This is a genomic window from Micromonospora sp. RL09-050-HVF-A (genome assembly GCF_019374995.1).
GTDB classification, from domain to species: Bacteria; Actinomycetota; Actinomycetes; order Mycobacteriales; family Micromonosporaceae; genus Micromonospora; species Micromonospora antibiotica.
Window position 1 is genome coordinate 2,349,931 of sequence record NZ_JAGKQP010000002.1, and the last position, 16,114, is coordinate 2,366,044.

Genomic DNA, 16,114 nt, shown 5'->3' on the forward strand with positions numbered 1-16,114 from the left:
GCCTCGGAATGCGAGACCAGGCCAGGGCCCGCTCCCCCTGGCCTGACCTCGTTTCACTGGCGGCAGCACGCAGCCGAGGTGTGCCCCGACCCCGGTCCGCAGAACACCAGCCGGGTCACCACGCTGGTCGCTTGCGGGACGGGGTCCCGTCAGTTGGCCACGGCCGGGGGCAGCGCCTCCTGCGCCACGTAGGTGCCCATCGGCACGGTGGTGATGATCGGCTCAGGCTGGTCCGCCTCGGCGTACGGGGCAGGCGAGTCGACGACGGCGAACTGGGTGCGGTACAGCTCGGCGTAGAGCCCACCGACCGCGACCAGTTCCTCGTGGCGGCCCCGCTCCACGATCCGGCCGCCGTCGAGGACCAGGATCTGGTCGGCGTCACGGACGGTGGAGAGCCGGTGCGCGATCACCAGCGCGGTACGCCCGGCCAACGCCACGGACAGGGCCCGCTGCACCGCCGCCTCACTCTCCGAGTCGAGATGGGCGGTGGCCTCGTCCAGGATCACGATCGACGGGGCCTTGAGCAGGAGCCGGGCGATGGCGATGCGTTGCTTCTCGCCGCCGGAGAAGCGGTAGCCGCGCTCGCCGACGGTCGTCTCCAGCCCGTCGGGCAGGGCCCGGACCAGGTCGGCCACCTGCGCACCGGCCAGCGCCGCCCAGATCTCGTCGTCCGTGGCGCCCGGCTTGGCGTACCGCAGGTTCTCGGCGATCGTCTCGTGGAACAGGTGGGAGTCCTGGGTGACCACACCGATCTCGTCGCGCAGCGAGGCGAGGGTGGCGTCCCGGACGTCGACCCCGCCGACCCGCACCGCGCCGTCGGTGGCGTCGTAGATCCGTGAGATCAGCATGGACAGCGTGGACTTGCCGGCCCCGGACGGCCCGACCAACGCCACCATCTGCCCCGGCTCGACGCGGAACGAGACGCCCTTGAGCACCGGCTCGTTGGCCGTCCGGTCGAGGGTGGCGACCTCCTCCAGCGAAGCCAGCGAGACGTCGGCGGCAGCCGGGTAGCGGAACCGGACATCGCGGAACTCGACCCGGCCGGCGCCCCGGGGGACCGGCACCGCGTCGGGCTTCTCCTCGATGCCGGGGCGCAGGTCGAGCACCTCGAAGACCCGGTCGAAGGAGACCAGGGCGCTCATCACGTCGACCCGGACGTTGGACAGCGCGGTCAACGGACCGTAGAGGCGGGTGAGCAGCAGGGCGAGGGTGACCACGGTGCCCGCGCTGACCGCCCCGGTGACCGCCAGCCAGCCGCCGAGCCCGTAGGTGAGCGCCTGGGCCAGCGACGCGACCAGCAGCATCGCCACGAAGAAGGTGCGTGAGTACATCGCCGACTGGATGCCGATGTCGCGGACCCGTTCGGCCCGCGCGGCGAATCGGCCCGCCTCCACCTCAGGAGTGCCGAACAGCTTGACCAGCAGCGCGCCCGCCACCCCGAACCGCTCGGTCATGGTGGCGTTCATCTTGGCGTCGAGGTCGTACGACTCCCGGGTGATCTCGGCCAACCGCCGGCCAACCCGCCGCGCCGGCACCACGAAGATCGGCAACAGGACCAGCGACAGCAGGGTGATCTGCCAGGAGAGGGTGAACATCACCCCGGCGGTGAGCACCAACTGGATGACGTTGCTGACCACCCCCGACAGGGTGGAGGTGAACGCCCGTTGGGCGCCCATCACGTCGTTGTTGAGCCGGCTGACCAACGCACCGGTCTGGGTCCGGGTGAAGAACTGCAACGGCATCCGCTGCACGTGGTCGTAGACCCGGGTGCGCAGGTCGAGGATGATGCCCTCGCCGATACGCGCCGAATACCACCGCTGGACCAGGGAGAACAGCGCGTCGGCGACGGCCAGCGCGCCGATGATCAGGGCGAGCCGGACGACGACCGCACCCGCCTCGGGGCCACCCCCGCTGATCGCGTTGATCACGTGGCCGGCCAGCACCGGGGTGGCCACCCCGATCACGGCGGCGATGACCACGGTCACCAGGAAGACGACGATGTCCCGCCGGTAGGGGTGGGCGAACGCCATGATCCTTCTCGCGGTGCCCCGGGTGAGCCGGTGCGTGGAGACGTCGTCACCGTGCCGGATCGACCGGAGCATGCTCCAGCCGGCCATGTTGCCGCCCGCCATCGGGTTCATGGGTCACCTCCGCGTCGTGGGCAGCGCGCACCGTCGGGTCGATTCTCCCGACGCCTACGACAACCTCGGCGGCAACCCGGGTCTTCCCGGGCAGTCCCTGCTGTTCGCTCCGGGCAGAGTAGCCGCGGTTCCCGCCCCCGGCGGGTGGGCTATTCGCCGCGGCCGGCGAGATCGCGCAGCCGGCGGGTCTGTGCCTCGCGCTCGGCCCGCTGCTGTTCGGGGTGGGAACGGCCGGCGGCACCGGCGAGCAGCGCCTTGATCTCGACAACCGCGTCCCGGTTGCCGGCGAGCAGGCCGGCGGTGAGGTCCCGGACGGCCGCGTCCAGCTCGGCGGGCGGCACCACCAGGTTGGCCAGCCCGATCCGGTCGGCCTCGACGGCGTCCATCCGCCGGCCGGTGGCGCACAGCTCCAGGGCACGGGCGTAGCCGACCAGCTCGACCAGCCGCTTGGTGCCGGCCAGGTCGGGGACCAGGCCGAGGGTGACCTCGGCCATCGACAGCTTCGCGTCCTCGGCGAGCACCCGCAGGTCGCAGGCGAGCGCGAGTTGGAAGCCCGCGCCGATGGCATGACCCTGCACGGCCGCCACCGAGATCACGTCCGGTCGGTGCAGCCAGGTGAAGCCCTGCTGGTAGTCGGCGATCCGGTCGGCGCACTCCTGCTCGGGCAGGGTGGACAGCTCCGCGAAGGAGCCCGGACCCTGGGCACCGGCCACCGACAGGTCGAGGCCGGCGGAGAACGACCGCCCCTGACCGCGTACCACGACGACGCGCACGTCGCCGGGCAGGTCCCGGGAGAAGTCGCTCATCGCGCGCCACATCGCCGGGGTCTGGGCATTGAGCACGTCGGGCCGGCACAACGTGACCGTCGCGACCGGCCCGTCGCAGTGCAGTAGCACCCCGGTCGTCTCGGCGGTCACCGGACCGCCCGGGGCGTGCTGACGGACGACGCTGGTAGGCGGGTCACGCCTTCTTGCGACGCCGGGCGCCGCCGCGCTGTCGCAGCTGCACACCGGACTCGGTGAGCACGCGGTGGATGAACCCGTAGGATCGCCCGGTCGAAGCGGCGAGCGCGCGAATGCTCTCGCCGCCGGTGTACCGCTTTACCAGGTCCTTGGCGAGCGTCTGACGCTCGGCTCCGACGATCCGGCGACCCTTCTCAGTGCTGGTGGCTGTGCCAGTGGCTGCCATGTTGATTCCTCACGTCCCAGACTGTGCGGTTCGATACGGTCCCACCTATTAGACCGTCTCGAACGATCATGCGCCAGATATCAACTCCACGCCAACCGACACGCTATGCAGTGTCGCCAACCCGATAGAGTGACGCTCCGGACGATCCACGGCGGAGACCGCGCTGCGGTCGCGCCCGTGGGAGGCCCGTAGCCTGCCGGTCGTGACCGACCTGTTGGGCAGCGTGAGCGGAGCGGGGGCCGTCTTCGCGGCCACCAACCTCGACGACATCGTGGTGTTGACCGTACTCTTCGTGGCCGCCCGGAGCACCGGACGACCCCGCCCGTGGCAGATCGTGACCGGGCAGTACCTGGGCATCGCCGCCCTCGTCACGGCGGCTCTGGTCGTCGCCGCCGGCCTGCTGGTGGTGCCCGACCCGTGGACCGGCCTGCTCGGGCTGCTGCCGATCGCGCTTGGCGTCCGGGCGCTGCTGGCCCGCACCGACGACGACACCCCGCCGGCCGTGGTGGGCGGCCTGCTCGGCGTCGCCGGGGTGACGATCGCCAACGGCGCGGACAACATCGCCGTCTACGTCCCGGTGTTCCGCTCCCTCGACCCGGCCACCGGGCTGGTCTACCTGCTGGTCTTCGCCGTGCTGGTCGCCGCCTGGTGCGGTGCCGCCGCGCTGCTCGGTGGGCATCCCCGGGTGGTCCGCCTGGTCGGCCGGGCCGGGCACTGGCTGGTCCCGGTCGTCTTCGTCGCCATCGGCCTGGTGATCCTGGTCGGCTCGGGTGTCCTCGGCCGGCTGGTCGACCTCGCCCGCTGACCACCGGCCGGGCCGCCGCCGCCGCGCCGCCGAGCGTAGGCCGGCGACCACCGGCCGGACCGCCGAGCCGCCGGGCGTAGGCCGCTGACCACCGGCCGGACCGCCGAGCATGGGCCGCTGACCACCGGCCGGGCCGGTCACGGGCCGGTGGGGCAGGGGCCACTGAGCACCGGTCGTTGGCCGCGGCAGCCGACCCCGCCGGCCGTCGCGGGCGGGGTCGTGGCCGGGTCAGGCCAGCTCGACCAGTTCCAGCAGGTCGTCGCTCCAGGCGTCCTCGTCGCCGTCGGGGAGCAGGATGGCCCGGTCGGGCTTGAGCGCGAGCACCGCGCCCGGGTCGTGGGTGACCAGCACGATCGCGCCGGGGTAGTTGGCGATGGCGTCGAGCACCTGCTCACGGCTGACCGGGTCGAGGTTGTTCGTCGGCTCGTCCAGCAGCAGCACGTTCGCGCCGGAGCAGACCAGGGTCGACAGGGCGAGCCGGGTCTTCTCGCCACCGGAGAGCACCCCGGCGGGCTTGTTGACGTCCTCGCCGGAGAACAGGAAGGCACCGAGGATCTTGCGCAGGTCGGTGTCGGACTGCTCGATCGCCGCCGCCCGCATGTTCTCCAGCACCGTGCGTTCCACGTCCAGCGTCTCGTGCTCCTGGGCGTAGTAGCCCAGCCGCAGGCCGTGCCCGGCGTGCACCTCGCCGGTGTCCGGCGGGAGCAGGCCGCCGAGCATCCGCAGCAGGGTGGTCTTGCCGGCACCGTTGAGCCCGAGGATCGCCACCCGGGAACCCCGGTCCACCGCGACGTTCACGTCGGTGAAGATCTCCAGCGAGCCGTACGACTTGGACAGGCCGGTCGCGGTCAGCGGGGTCTTGCCGCACGGCGCGGGGTTGGGGAACCGGACCTTCGCCACCTTGTCGGAGACCCGTACCTCCTCCAGGCCGGAGATCAGCTTCTCGGCCCGGCGGGCCATGTTCTGCGCGGCGACGGTCTTGGTGGCCTTGGCGCGCATCTTGTCGGCCTGCGCCATCAACGCGCCGGCCTTCTTCTCGGCGTTGACCCGCTCCCGGCGACGCCGCCGCTCGTCGGTCTCCCGGGCCTCCAGGTACGCCTTCCAGCCCAGGTTGTAGACGTCGACCACGGAACGGGTGGCGTCGAGGAACCAGACCTTGTTGACCACCGACTCCAGCAGCGAACCGTCGTGGGAGATCACGATCAGCCCGCCCTTGTGGTTGGCGAGGAAACCGCGCAGCCAGGTGATCGAGTCGGCGTCGAGGTGGTTGGTGGGCTCGTCGAGCAGCAGGATGCCGCCGCCGTTCTCCCCGGCGTCGCGGAACAGGATCCGGGCCAGCTCGATCCGGCGACGCTGACCGCCGGAGAGGGTGCCGATGGTCTGGGCCAGCGCCCGGTCGGGCAGCCCCAGGTTGGCGCAGATCCGGGCGGCCTCGGCCTCGGCGGCGTACCCGCCCAGCGAGGCGAACTGGTCCTCCAGGGCGCCGTAGCGGCGGACCAGCTTGTCGTCGACGCCGTCGGCGAGCCGCTGCTCGATCTCCTTCATCTGGGCCATCAGCACGTCCAGCCCACGGGCGGAGAGCACCCGGTCCCGGCCGGTGACCTCCAGGTCGCCGGTACGCGGGTCCTGCGGCAGGTAGCCGATGGCGCTGCGCCTGTCGATCTGCCCACCGTAGGGCTGCCCCTCGCCGGCGAGGACCTTGAGGGTGGTGGTCTTGCCGGCGCCGTTGCGGCCGACCAGTCCGATCCGGTCACCGGGCTGCACCCGCAGGGTGGTGTCGGACAGTAGGATCCGGGAACCGGCGCGCAGTTCCAGGCCGGTGACACTGATCATTTCCGGTACTCGCTCTCGGGGGTCTGGAAGGGCTGACTCAGGGCACGCGAAAGCGCCGGCGGGCGGTGGTTCCCGTCGGCGCGGGGCGATTCAGCCTTCGCAGCGCAGCACCCGACAAGTGTACCGGGCGGCCCGACACGCGCCGCCCGGATTACCGGGCAAGATCATCGGGTACCGGAAACGCCGTCCGGACCCGGTCCGGTACCGCAACCCTCAGACGTGACGAATCGGTGATCGGGGTCAACATGGAGCTGAACGAGAACGCGCGGGTCGACACCGGCCAGGTGGACGACCGGCGGGGATCCGGCGGGGGTGGCGGGATGGGCATCCCGATCCCCGGCGGGGGTGGACGCGGCGGCATCGTCGGGCTCATCATCGCCGTGCTGGTGGCCCTGGTGGGTGGTGGATTCGGCCTGAACGCCATGAACGGCGGCGGCGCCGAGTCGGGCGACAACACGTCGCTTACGCAGAAGTGCTCCGCCGACGACGCGCTCAAGCAGCTGGACTGCCGCAACACCCTCTACGTCAACTCGATCCAGGCGTACTGGCGTACCGCGTTGCCGGAGCGGTTCGGCCAGCAGTACCAGCCGTCCAAGACGGTCTTCTTCAGCCAGGGCGTCAACACCGGCTGCGGTCAGGCCGACTCCGGCGTCGGGCCGTTCTACTGCCCGGCCGACGACCTGGTCTACATCGACCTGACCTTCTACCAGACCCTCGCCGACCAGCTCGGTGCCGAGGGTGAGTTCGCCCAGCCGTACGTGCTGGCCCACGAGTACGGCCACCACGTGCAGGACCTGCTCGGCACCGAGGCGCAGATGCGCCGCCAGCAGCAGCGGGACCCGGGCAGCGCCAACGCGCTCTCGGTCAAGCTGGAGCTCCAGGCCGACTGCTACGCCGGGGCCTGGGCCAAGAACGCCACCGGCACCGCCGACGAGCAGGGCCAGAAGATCTTCAAGAGCATCACCGAGCAGGACATCGCGCAGGCGATCGACACCGCCGAGAAGATCGGCGACGACGCCATCTCCAAGCGGGCCAACCGCCCGGTGAACCCGGAGGAATTCACCCACGGCTCCTCCGAGCAGCGCAAGCAGTGGTTCACCAAGGGCTACACCACCGGTGATCCGAAGTCCTGCGACACCTTCGGCGGCAGCCTCTGACCGGGCACCGCATCGGCACCGTCGCGGCGGTCGGAGGGGCGTACGCCCCCCGGCCGCCGTCGTCGTGCCGCCCCGCTCAGGCCGGATCGCGGACCAGGATGTGCACGGCGCGGGCGGCGGCGACCGCGCCGACCAGCACCGCGTGCCGGGGTTCGGGCACGTCGAGCAGCCGGTCGGCACGCAGCGCGGCGAGCGGGGCCAGCCGCCGGTCGGCCAGGACCGTGTCGACGGCCCGGCGGTCGCCCCCGCAGACCAGCGCCGCCAGCGTCGCCGCCGCCGGCAGCAGCAGGCGTACGGCCAGTTCCGCCGCGTCGCCCAGGGCCGCCTTCGCCTGGTTGTCCCGCCGCCGGGCGAACCGCTGCTGGGACCAGCCCCCGGCGGCGGTACGACCCTGCACGTAGCGGGTGTCCACCTTGGAGACCAGCAACTCCGCACCGGACGCCACACCGACCGCCACCGCGCCCTTGCGGGCGAGCAGCAGCCCGAGCCGGCGGGGCGCGGTGGCGACGCTGACGAACTGCGGCACGTCGTCGACGCGTCGGGGCGGGACGGCCTGCGCTGCGTCGCCGACGGTCGGGGCACCCGGCGGCAGGTGCAGCTCGGCGGTCGCGCCGTCGGAGGCGGTGAGCAGCAGCCCGTACCCCTGCGGGGAGACGACGGGCGGGCCGTGCCGGTCGGCGAAGCCCTCGGCCCAGCGCCCGACCCGGGTCGGATCGACCTCGACCCACCGGCCGCCACCGGCTGCGGGTCGGCTGCTCATCACCCGACCGTACGGCACGCCGGCGTTCCGCTCCTACCCCACCTGACCGACGGCGGGCGGACGACGGCACACGCCGTGCCGACCGACCGGTGGCCCACCACCGTCCCGGCCCGACCGCCCCGACGCCGGTCGGCGACCGTCCCCGACCGGGGCCCTGACGCCGAGCCGGTCCGACGGGCGGCCACCGCACGACCAGCCGGGCCGACCGCCCGACGGGCGGCCCACCGCACGACCGACCGGACCGACGGACGGCTCACCGCACGACCAGCACGGCGACGGCGAGTGCGGCGATGATGAGGCTGGAGAGGAGCCCGGTCACCAGCCGGCCACGCGGGCCGGCCAGCACCCGGCCGACCAGGGTGCCGCCCCCGGCGATCAGCAACTGCCAACTCGCCGAGGCGACGAAGGCACCGAGGACGAACAGCGCCGCCGCTGCCGGTGCCGCCCGCGCCGCGTCGGCACGGCCGAGGACCAGCGCCGTGAAGTACACGACGGTGGCCGGGTTGAGCAGGGTCAGTGCCAGCACCCCGGCGAACGCCCGCCCCGCGGTGTCGATCCCCCGGCCCGCCCCCGGGCCACCCGACGCGGGCCGGGGACGCCAGGCCCGCCAGCCTCCGTGCACGGCGAGCGCCAGCAGCACCACCGCCGCCACCACCCGCAGCGGACCGGCGACCGGGGCGACCACGGCGGCCACCGCCGCGCCGCCGAGCACCGCCACGGCGGCGTAGAGCCCGTCCGCCGTGGCGACACCGAGCGCGGCGGCCGCACCGACCCGGAAGGAGGTTCGGGCACTGAGCCCGAGGATGAGCACCGCGATCGCGCCGACCGGCACGGCGACGCCGTAGCCGGCCACCAACCCGGCCAGGAAGGCGGCGGTCACGACGATCGGGGACGGGCCGATCCGCACCCCGGACGGGCCCGCTGTCGACGCGCGGCGGTGGCCGCCCGGACAGGGCTCTGCTTCGGGTACGCCTCGATCACCGGCCCATCATCGGCCGCCACCCGCCACCAGGCCACCGAATTGCCACAAAAACGGGGAACGACCGGGGTGGTCGACTCGTCGGCGGCGACGGTGCGATGGCCGGCGGACCTGGACACCCACTGCGGTGAGCACCCCCGGCGGGTGGGTCGGTCCGGCTGGAAAGACGCGGGCACGGCACCCGGTCAGGGGTGCCGTGCCCGCGAGGTCGACCAGGGGTCAGACGTTGAAACCGAGCGAGCGGAGCTGGTCCCGCCCCTCATCGGTGATCTTGTCCGGGCCCCACGGCGGCAGCCAGACCCAGTTGATCCGGATGTCGTCCACCAGTCCCCCGCCGGGGCCGGTGGTCAGCGCCTGCCGGGCCTGGTCCTCGATCACGTCGGTGAGCGGGCAGGCCGCCGAGGTCAACGTCATGTCCAGGGTGGCGACGTTCTGGTCGTCCACGTGCACGCCGTACACCAGGCCGAGGTCGACCACGTTGATGCCGAGTTCGGGGTCGACGACGTCCTTCATCGCCTCCTCGATGTCGGCCAGGGCCGCCCGGCCACCGGCCGAACCGGCGGCGTCCGCCGTCCCGTCGCCGGCCGGGGTCCCGTCGGCACCGGACGACGCGTCGACACCCGCCGTCCCGGTGGCACCGTTCACGGCGTCGGCGGCCGGAGTCGCGGCGGCGACACCGTCGGTGGCCGGCGGCGTCACCGCGCCGGTCGTGGTGCCGGCGTCGCCGGTCTGCGGCGTCGCCGCGGTAGCCGTGTTCTCGCTCATGCCTCAACCTCCGTCGGGCTCACGCCCACCCCCGCGCGTGCCGCGGCGTCCTTGAACGCCATCCACGGCAACAACGCGCACTTGACCCGGGCCGGGTAGCGGGCGACCCCCGCGAACGCCACCCCGTCACCGAGTAGTTCCTCGTCCGGCGTGACCTGGCCACGGCCGGACATCAACTCCACGAATCCGGCGTGCACGGCGGCGATCTCCTCCGCGCACCGGCCGGACAGCCGGTCGTACAACACGCTCGCCGACGCCTGGCTGATCGAACAACCGGCCCCGTCGTACGAGATGTCCACCACGATGTCGTCGACGGCGGCCACCCGTACGGTGACCTCGTCGCCGCAGGTCGGGTTGACGTGGTGCGCCTCGGCCACCTCGGCGTCGGGGTCGTCGGCGTCACGCAGACCGCGCCCCTGCGGACGCTTGTAGTGGTCCAGGATGATCTCCTGGTAGAGCTGCTCCAGCTGCATCAGTCGAAGATCCTCCGCACCTGTGCGAGACCCGACACCAGGGCGTCGATCTCCTCCGTGGTGGTGTACAGGTAGAACGAGGCCCGGGTCATCGCCGGCACCCCGAACCGGGTGCAGACCGGCTTGGCGCAGTGGTGACCCACCCGCACCTGCACGCCGAGCGAGTCGAGGACCTGCCCGACGTCGTGCGGGTGCACGTCGCCGAGCGCGAACGAGATGGTGCCACCCCGGCCGACCGGCACCGTCGGGCCGAAGATCCGCAACCCCGGCACGGTGGCGAGGGCGTCCAGCGCGTACGCGGTCAGCTCCTTCTCGTGCCACTGGATCGCCCGCATCCCGACGCCGGTGAGGTAGTCGACCGCCGCGCCGAGCGCGACGGCCTCGGCGATCGGCGGGGTGCCCGCCTCGAACCGGGCCGGCGGCGCGGCGAACGTCGACCGGGCCATCGACACCGTCTCGATCATCGAGCCGCCGCCCATCACCGGGGGCATCGCGGCGAGCAGCTCGCCCCGGCCCCACAGCACGCCGATGCCGGTCGGCCCGCACATCTTGTGCCCGGTGAACACGATGAAGTCGGCGTCCAGGTCGACCACGTCGATCGGCTGGTGCGGCACCGACTGCGAGCAGTCGAGCAGCAGCAACGCACCCACCTGGCGGACCCGTTCGGTGATCCGGGCGGTGGCGTTGACCGTGCCGAGGATGTTGGAGGTGTGCACCAGCGCGACGATCTTCGTCCGCTCGGTGACCAGGTCCGCCAGCCCCGACTCGTCCAGCCGGCCGCTGTCGGTGACCGGGAACCAGCGCAGGGTCGCGCCGGTCCGCTCGGCCAGCAACTGCCACGGGACGATGTTCGAGTGGTGCTCCATCTCGGAGATCACGATCTCGTCGCCGGGGCCGAGCCGGAACCGCTCGTCGGCGTCGGCGCGCAGCGAGGCGTTGGAGAAGGCGTACGCCACGATGTTGATCGCCTCGGTGGAGTTCTTGGTGAACACCACCTCGTCCACGCTCGGCGCGTTGACGAACGCGGCGATCTTCGCCCGTGCCCCCTCGTACGCCTCGGTCGCCTCGGTGCCCAGGGTGTGCACCGAACGCGACACGTTGGCGTTGTGCATCGCGTAGTGCCCGGCGAGCACGTCGAGCACCTGGCGGGGTTTGTGCGAGGTGTTGGCGCTGTCGAGATAGACCAGCCGGTGCCCGTTGACCTCCCGGTCGAGGATCGGGAAGTCGGCGCGCACCGCGGCCACGTCGAAGCGCGGCACGTCGTCGTACTGCGGCATCCCGTCCGGGATGGCGATGGTGGTCATCTCAGCGCCCCGTTCCGTGGTGTTCAGGCCCGCGCCGTGCCGGCTCCGGCGACGTACCGCTCGTAGCCCTCTTCCTCGAGCTTGTCGGCCAGCTCCGGGCCACCCTGCTCGACGATCCGACCGGCCACGAACACGTGCACGAAGTCGGGCTTGATGTAGCGCAGGATGCGGGTGTAGTGGGTGATCAGCAGCAGGCCGGTGTCGCCGGTGTCGCGGACCCGGTTGACTCCCTCGCTGACCACCCGCAGCGCGTCCACGTCGAGGCCGGAGTCGGTCTCGTCGAGGATGGCGATCTTGGGCTTGAGCAGCTCCAGCTGCACGATCTCGTGCCGCTTCTTCTCGCCGCCGGAGAAACCCTCGTTGACGTTACGCTGGGCGAACGCCGGGTCCATCTGGAGCTTCTCCATCGCGCCGCGCAGCTCGCCACCCCAGGTACGCAGCTTCGGGGCCTCGCCGTCGATGGCGGTCTTGGCGGTGCGCAGGAAGTTCGCCACCGAGACGCCGGGCACCTCGACCGGGTACTGCATGGCCAGGAAGAGGCCGGCACGGGCCCGCTCGTCGACGGTCATCTCCAGCACGTCGACACCGTCGAGGGTCACCGAGCCGCCGGTGATCTCGTACTTGGGGTGGCCGGCGATCGAGTAGGCAAGCGTCGACTTGCCGGAGCCGTTCGGGCCCATGATCGCGTGGGTCTCCCCCGACCGGACGGTCAGGTCGACGCCGGACAGGATCGGCTTGAGCTCACCCTCGGGCAGCTTGACCGACACCTTAAGGTCGCGGATCTCCAGGGTGCTCATTATCGGGTCACTCCATTGCTCGGCGTCGGGCGGCCGTCGGCGCCCACGGGAAGGTAGATGTCGCCGTCGCGGACCTCGACGGCGTAGACGGGGACGGGTTCGGTGGCGGGCAGCCCGGAGGGCTCACCCGTGCGCAGGTCGAACCGGGAACCGTGCAGCCAGCATTCCAGCGTGCAGCCCTCGACCTCACCCTCGGACAGGGCCACCGAGGCGTGCGAGCACTCGTCGTGCACCGCGTAGAACTCGCCGTCGGTGCCGTGCACGACGGCGACCTGGAGGCCGTCCACGTCGGCGCTGATCACGGTGCCCTTCGGCACGTCCTCGGTCGCGCAGATCCGGATCATGTCAGGCCCCGGACCGGGAGAGCCGGGCCTCGATGGCGTCCCCCAGCCGCTCACGCAGCGACTCGACCGGAATCTTGTTGATCACCTCGGCGAAGAAGCCCCGCACCACCAGGCGGCGGGCCTCGTCCGCCGGGATACCCCGGGCCATCAGGTAGAACAACTGCTCGTCGTCGAACCGGCCGGTCGCGCTGGCGTGGCCCGCCCCGGCGATCTCGCCGGTCTCGATCTCCAGATTGGGTACGGAGTCCGCCCGCGCACCGTCGGAGAGCAGCAGGTTCCGGTTGATCTCGTACGTGTCGGTGCCGGTCGCCTCGGCCCGGATCAACACGTCGCCCACCCAGACGGTGTGCGCCTCGTCGCCCTGCAACGCGCCCCGGTAGCCGACGTGACTGCGGCAGTCCGGCACGTTGTGGTCGACGAGCTGGCGGTGCTCCAGGTGCTGGCCGCCGTCGGCGAAGTAGACGCCGTACAGCTCGGCCTCGCCGCCGCGGCCGGTGTACTCGACCGTGGTGTACTGGCGGACCAGGTCGCCACCCAGGCTGACCTGGATGTGCGACACCTTGGCGTCCCGGCCGAGCCGGATCTTCAGGTGCTGCGCCTGCACCGCGTCGGCGGCCCAGTCGGCCACCGTGACCAGGGTCAGCTTCGCCCCGTCGGCCACCGCCACCTCGACGTTGTCGGCGAGCGTCGCCGCGCCGACGTGTTCCAGCACCAGCACCGCCTCGGCGAACCGGCCCACGTCGACGAACGTGTGCCCGAAGGCCAGCCCGGCGGCGTCGTCCCCGACCACCCGCAGGGTCACCGGCGCGTCGACCACCGCGTCGGCCGCGACCTCGACCAGCAACGCCGCACCGGCACCGCCGTACGCCAGCGCGCTGACCCGGTCGACCGGGGTGAGCACGCTGCCCACCCGGGGGTCGTCCCGGCCGATCCGCCCGACGGTGACGCCGGCCGGCAGGTCGGCGTACTCGTGGCGGACCGCACCGGTGGCGGCCTGCGCCCCGTCGGTCAGCCCACGCAGCCGCTTGAGCGGGGTGAAACGCCACTCCTCCTCCAGGCCGGTCAGGGCCGGGAAGTCGGCGACGTCGTACGAGCGGAGCGCCTGCGACTTGGTGCTGGGCGGCGCGGAAGCCTGGGTAGTCATCTCTTCCTTGGTCTGTCTGTCCGTGACGACGGTGTCATTGGGCGGAGGGTGGGCGGCGTCAGCCGACCGCGCCCTCCATCTGGAGTTCGATCAGGCGGTTGAGCTCCAGGGCGTACTCCATCGGGAGTTCCTTGGCGATCGGCTCGATGAAGCCCCGCACGATCATCGCCATCGCCTCGTCCTCGCTCAGGCCCCGGCTCATCAGGTAGAAGAGCTGGTCGTCGCTGATCTTGGAGACGGTCGCCTCGTGCCCCATCGACACGTCGTCCTCGCGGATGTCGACGTAGGGGTAGGTGTCCGAGCGGGAGATGGTGTCGACCAGCAGCGCGTCGCACTTGACCGTGCTGCGGCTGTGGTGCGAGCCCTCCAGCACCTGCACCAGGCCCCGGTACGAGGTACGGCCACCGCCCCGGGCGATCGACTTCGACACGATGGTGCTGCTGGTGTGCGGCGCGGCGTGCACCATCTTGGCCCCGGCGTCCTGGTGCTGACCCTCGCCGGCCATCGCCACCGAGAGCACCTCGCCCTTGGCGTGCTCGCCGGTCATGTAGACCGCCGGGTACTTCATGGTGACCTTGGAGCCGATGTTGCCGTCGACCCACTCCATGGTCGCGCCCTCGTGGCAGACGGCCCGCTTGGTGACCAGGTTGTAGACGTTGTTCGACCAGTTCTGGATGGTCGTGTAGCGGCAGCGCGCGTTCTTCTTGACGATGATCTCGACGACCGCGCTGTGCAGCGAGTCGGACGAGTAGAGCGGCGCGGTGCAACCCTCGACGTAGTGCACGTACGCGCCCTCGTCGACGATGATCAGCGTCCGCTCGAACTGGCCCATGTTCTCGGTGTTGATCCGGAAGTACGCCTGGAGCGGGATCTCCACGTGCACGCCCTTCGGCACGTAGATGAACGAGCCACCGGACCACACGGAGGTGTTCAGCGCGGCGAACTTGTTGTCGCCGACCGGGATCACCGTGCCGAAGTACTCCTTGAAGACGTCCTCGTGCTCCTTGAGGGCGGTGTCGGTGTCCAGGAAGAGGACACCCTGCTCCTCCAGGTCCTCGCGGATCTTGTGGTAGACCACCTCGGACTCGTACTGCGCCGCGACCCCGGCGACCAGCCGCTGCTTCTCCGCCTCGGGGATGCCCAGCCGGTCGTAGGTGTTCTTGATGTCCTCCGGCAGGTCCTCCCAGCTGGTGGCCTGCTTCTCGGTGGACCGCACGAAGTACTTGATGTTGTCGAAGTCGATCCCGGTGAGGTCGGCACCCCAGGACGGCATCGGCTTGCGGCCGAACAGCCGCAGGCCCTTGAGCCGCAGGTCGAGCATCCAGGCCGGCTCGTTCTTCTTCGCCGAGATGTCCCGCACCACCGCTTCGTTGATGCCGCGCTGCGCGGCCGCCCCGGCGACGTCGGAGTCGGACCAGCCGTACTCGTAGCGACCGAGGGCGGCGAGCTGCTCTTCCTGGGTCAGGGGCTGGACGATCTGCTCGGTCATCTATCTGTCCTCACAGTGGTGACGGTGTTACCGGACTGGGGCGCGCAGCTGGGCCGGAATGTGCGTGGTGCACACCCCGTCGCCATGCGCGATGGTGGCCAGGCGCTGCACGTGGGTGCCGACCAGACGGGAGATGACCGCCGTCTCGGCCTCGCACAGCTGGGGAAACTCGGCGGCCACGTGCGCCACCGGGCAGTGGTGCTGGCAGAGCTGCCCGCCGGAGGCGATCGTGGACGCGTTGGCAGCGTAGCCCTCGGCGGTGAGCGCCCCCGCGAGTGCCTCGGACCGGGCGAGCGGATCGTCGCCGGCATCCTCCATGGCGGCCCGGCAGCGGGCCTCCAGCGCGGCGACCTGGTCGGCGGCGAAAGCCTCGACCGCGTCGGAGCCGCCGCTGCGGGCGATCCAGCGCAACGCCGCGGTGGCCATGTTGTCGTAGTGGTGGGTGCCGCAGCGCACCCGGGCCGCGTCGGTGAGCAGGAAGACCTTCGCCGGTCGGCCCCGGCCCCGACTGCCCCGCACGGTCTGCTCACGGGCCACCACGTCACCGTCGGCGAGCATCGCGTCGAGGTGTCGGCGGATCGCGGCGGGGCTGAGGCCGAGCGCCGAGCCGAGCTGGCCGGCGGTGGTCGCCCCCTGCTCCAGCAGGAGCTGGGTCACCCGGTCCCGGGTGGAAAGATCGGTGGGGGCGGCCGGGGTCGACTCCACCGGGGCGGGGTGACCGGCACCCGGCCCGGCGGGTCGCCCGGCACGACGGGACCGCGCTCCGACGCCGACGACCGACCCGGTCGTCGGCGGGTGCCCGGAGAGCGCCGCCATGTTTTTCACAACGCCAACGTTACGTAATTCGGCGGGCGCTCGCAAACCCGATCCCGGTGATTCCGCCCACCGGGGTGCCGGAGTCACCCGATCGGGATCAACTACGGTGCGTAGGATTC

The 16,114-nt window shown here is 71.7% G+C and carries 15 protein-coding genes and 1 pseudogene; 2 read left to right on the forward strand and 14 right to left on the reverse strand.

The genetic code is table 11. The annotated features are described in order from the left end of the window. Positions 1–149 precede the first annotated feature (149 nt). The 3 genes from J7462_RS09995 to J7462_RS10005 form a co-directional block, all read right to left on the reverse strand. Positions 150–2,132, reverse strand: a complete 1,983-nt coding sequence (locus tag J7462_RS09995; RefSeq protein ID WP_219470200.1) for an ABC transporter ATP-binding protein — start codon at positions 2,130–2,132, stop codon at positions 150–152. A 158-nt stretch (positions 2,133–2,290) separates the two neighbouring features. Further along, positions 2,291–3,058 carry an enoyl-CoA hydratase/isomerase family protein gene (locus tag J7462_RS10000; protein ID WP_208569179.1) on the reverse strand — a complete coding sequence of 256 codons (768 nt, stop codon included), beginning with the start codon at positions 3,056–3,058 and terminating at the stop codon, positions 2,291–2,293. A gap of 43 nt (positions 3,059–3,101) precedes the next feature. After that, complete coding sequence (locus J7462_RS10005; protein WP_007072022.1) at positions 3,102–3,329, reverse strand: helix-turn-helix domain-containing protein; 228 nt, start codon at positions 3,327–3,329, stop codon at positions 3,102–3,104. Positions 3,330–3,531: 202 nt separating this feature from the next. On the opposite strand from J7462_RS10005, the gene J7462_RS10010 reads away from it, so the two are divergent. Further along, complete coding sequence (locus J7462_RS10010; RefSeq protein WP_308290851.1) at positions 3,532–4,134, forward strand: cadmium resistance transporter; 603 nt, start codon at positions 3,532–3,534, stop codon at positions 4,132–4,134. Between the two features lie 228 nt (positions 4,135–4,362). Here J7462_RS10010 and J7462_RS10015 read toward each other — a convergent pair whose 3' ends face one another. Next, positions 4,363–5,967, reverse strand: a complete 1,605-nt coding sequence (locus J7462_RS10015; RefSeq protein ID WP_219463710.1) for an ABC-F family ATP-binding cassette domain-containing protein — start codon at positions 5,965–5,967, stop codon at positions 4,363–4,365. A 245-nt stretch (positions 5,968–6,212) separates the two neighbouring features. Between J7462_RS10015 and J7462_RS10020 the strand changes: the two genes are divergently transcribed. Further along, the gene (locus tag J7462_RS10020; protein ID WP_219463712.1) at positions 6,213–7,124 is read left to right on the forward strand and encodes a neutral zinc metallopeptidase; all 912 of its coding nucleotides are present in this window, start codon (positions 6,213–6,215) and stop codon (positions 7,122–7,124) included. 76 nt (positions 7,125–7,200) lie between these two features. Here the strand turns inward: J7462_RS10020 and J7462_RS10025 are convergent, their stop codons facing one another. The 10 genes and pseudogenes from J7462_RS10025 to J7462_RS10070 all read right to left on the reverse strand — a co-directional run bounded on the left by J7462_RS10025 (position 7,201) and on the right by J7462_RS10070 (position 16,004). Next, positions 7,201–7,884, reverse strand: coding sequence for an acVLRF1 family peptidyl-tRNA hydrolase (locus J7462_RS10025; RefSeq protein ID WP_219463714.1), 684 nt, complete (start codon positions 7,882–7,884; stop codon positions 7,201–7,203). Between the two features lie 253 nt (positions 7,885–8,137). Further along, entirely contained in the window at positions 8,138–8,764 is a 627-nt protein-coding gene (locus J7462_RS10030) for a LysE family transporter (RefSeq protein ID WP_219463715.1), read from the reverse strand. Between the two features lie 318 nt (positions 8,765–9,082). Beyond that, entirely contained in the window at positions 9,083–9,508 is a 426-nt protein-coding gene (locus tag J7462_RS10035) for a metal-sulfur cluster assembly factor (RefSeq protein WP_307799603.1), read from the reverse strand. A 116-nt stretch (positions 9,509–9,624) separates the two neighbouring features. Continuing rightward, the gene (gene sufU / locus J7462_RS10040) at positions 9,625–10,101 is read right to left on the reverse strand and encodes a Fe-S cluster assembly sulfur transfer protein SufU (RefSeq protein ID WP_208569185.1); all 477 of its coding nucleotides are present in this window, start codon (positions 10,099–10,101) and stop codon (positions 9,625–9,627) included. Beyond that, the gene (locus tag J7462_RS10045) at positions 10,101–11,405 is read right to left on the reverse strand and encodes a cysteine desulfurase (RefSeq protein ID WP_219463717.1); all 1,305 of its coding nucleotides are present in this window, start codon (positions 11,403–11,405) and stop codon (positions 10,101–10,103) included. Before J7462_RS10045 ends, sufU begins: the two co-directional genes overlap by 1 nt. Before the next feature lie 23 nt (positions 11,406–11,428). Next, on the reverse strand, positions 11,429–12,202 hold the full coding sequence (gene sufC, locus J7462_RS10050) for a Fe-S cluster assembly ATPase SufC (RefSeq protein WP_208569187.1): 774 nt from the start codon (positions 12,200–12,202) through the stop codon (positions 11,429–11,431). After that, positions 12,202–12,546, reverse strand: coding sequence for a non-heme iron oxygenase ferredoxin subunit (locus J7462_RS10055; protein WP_208569188.1), 345 nt, complete (start codon positions 12,544–12,546; stop codon positions 12,202–12,204). Before J7462_RS10055 ends, sufC begins: the two co-directional genes overlap by 1 nt. A 1-nt stretch (position 12,547) precedes the next feature. Beyond that, positions 12,548–13,690 carry a Fe-S cluster assembly protein SufD gene (gene sufD, locus J7462_RS10060; RefSeq protein ID WP_219463720.1) on the reverse strand — a complete coding sequence of 381 codons (1,143 nt, stop codon included), beginning with the start codon at positions 13,688–13,690 and terminating at the stop codon, positions 12,548–12,550. Between the two features lie 58 nt (positions 13,691–13,748). After that, the gene (gene sufB, locus J7462_RS10065; protein WP_208569190.1) at positions 13,749–15,179 is read right to left on the reverse strand and encodes a Fe-S cluster assembly protein SufB; all 1,431 of its coding nucleotides are present in this window, start codon (positions 15,177–15,179) and stop codon (positions 13,749–13,751) included. After that, a pseudogene (locus J7462_RS10070) lies at positions 15,176–16,004 on the reverse strand (helix-turn-helix transcriptional regulator). Before J7462_RS10070 ends, sufB begins: the two are co-directional and overlap by 4 nt. Positions 16,005–16,114 lie beyond the last annotated feature (110 nt).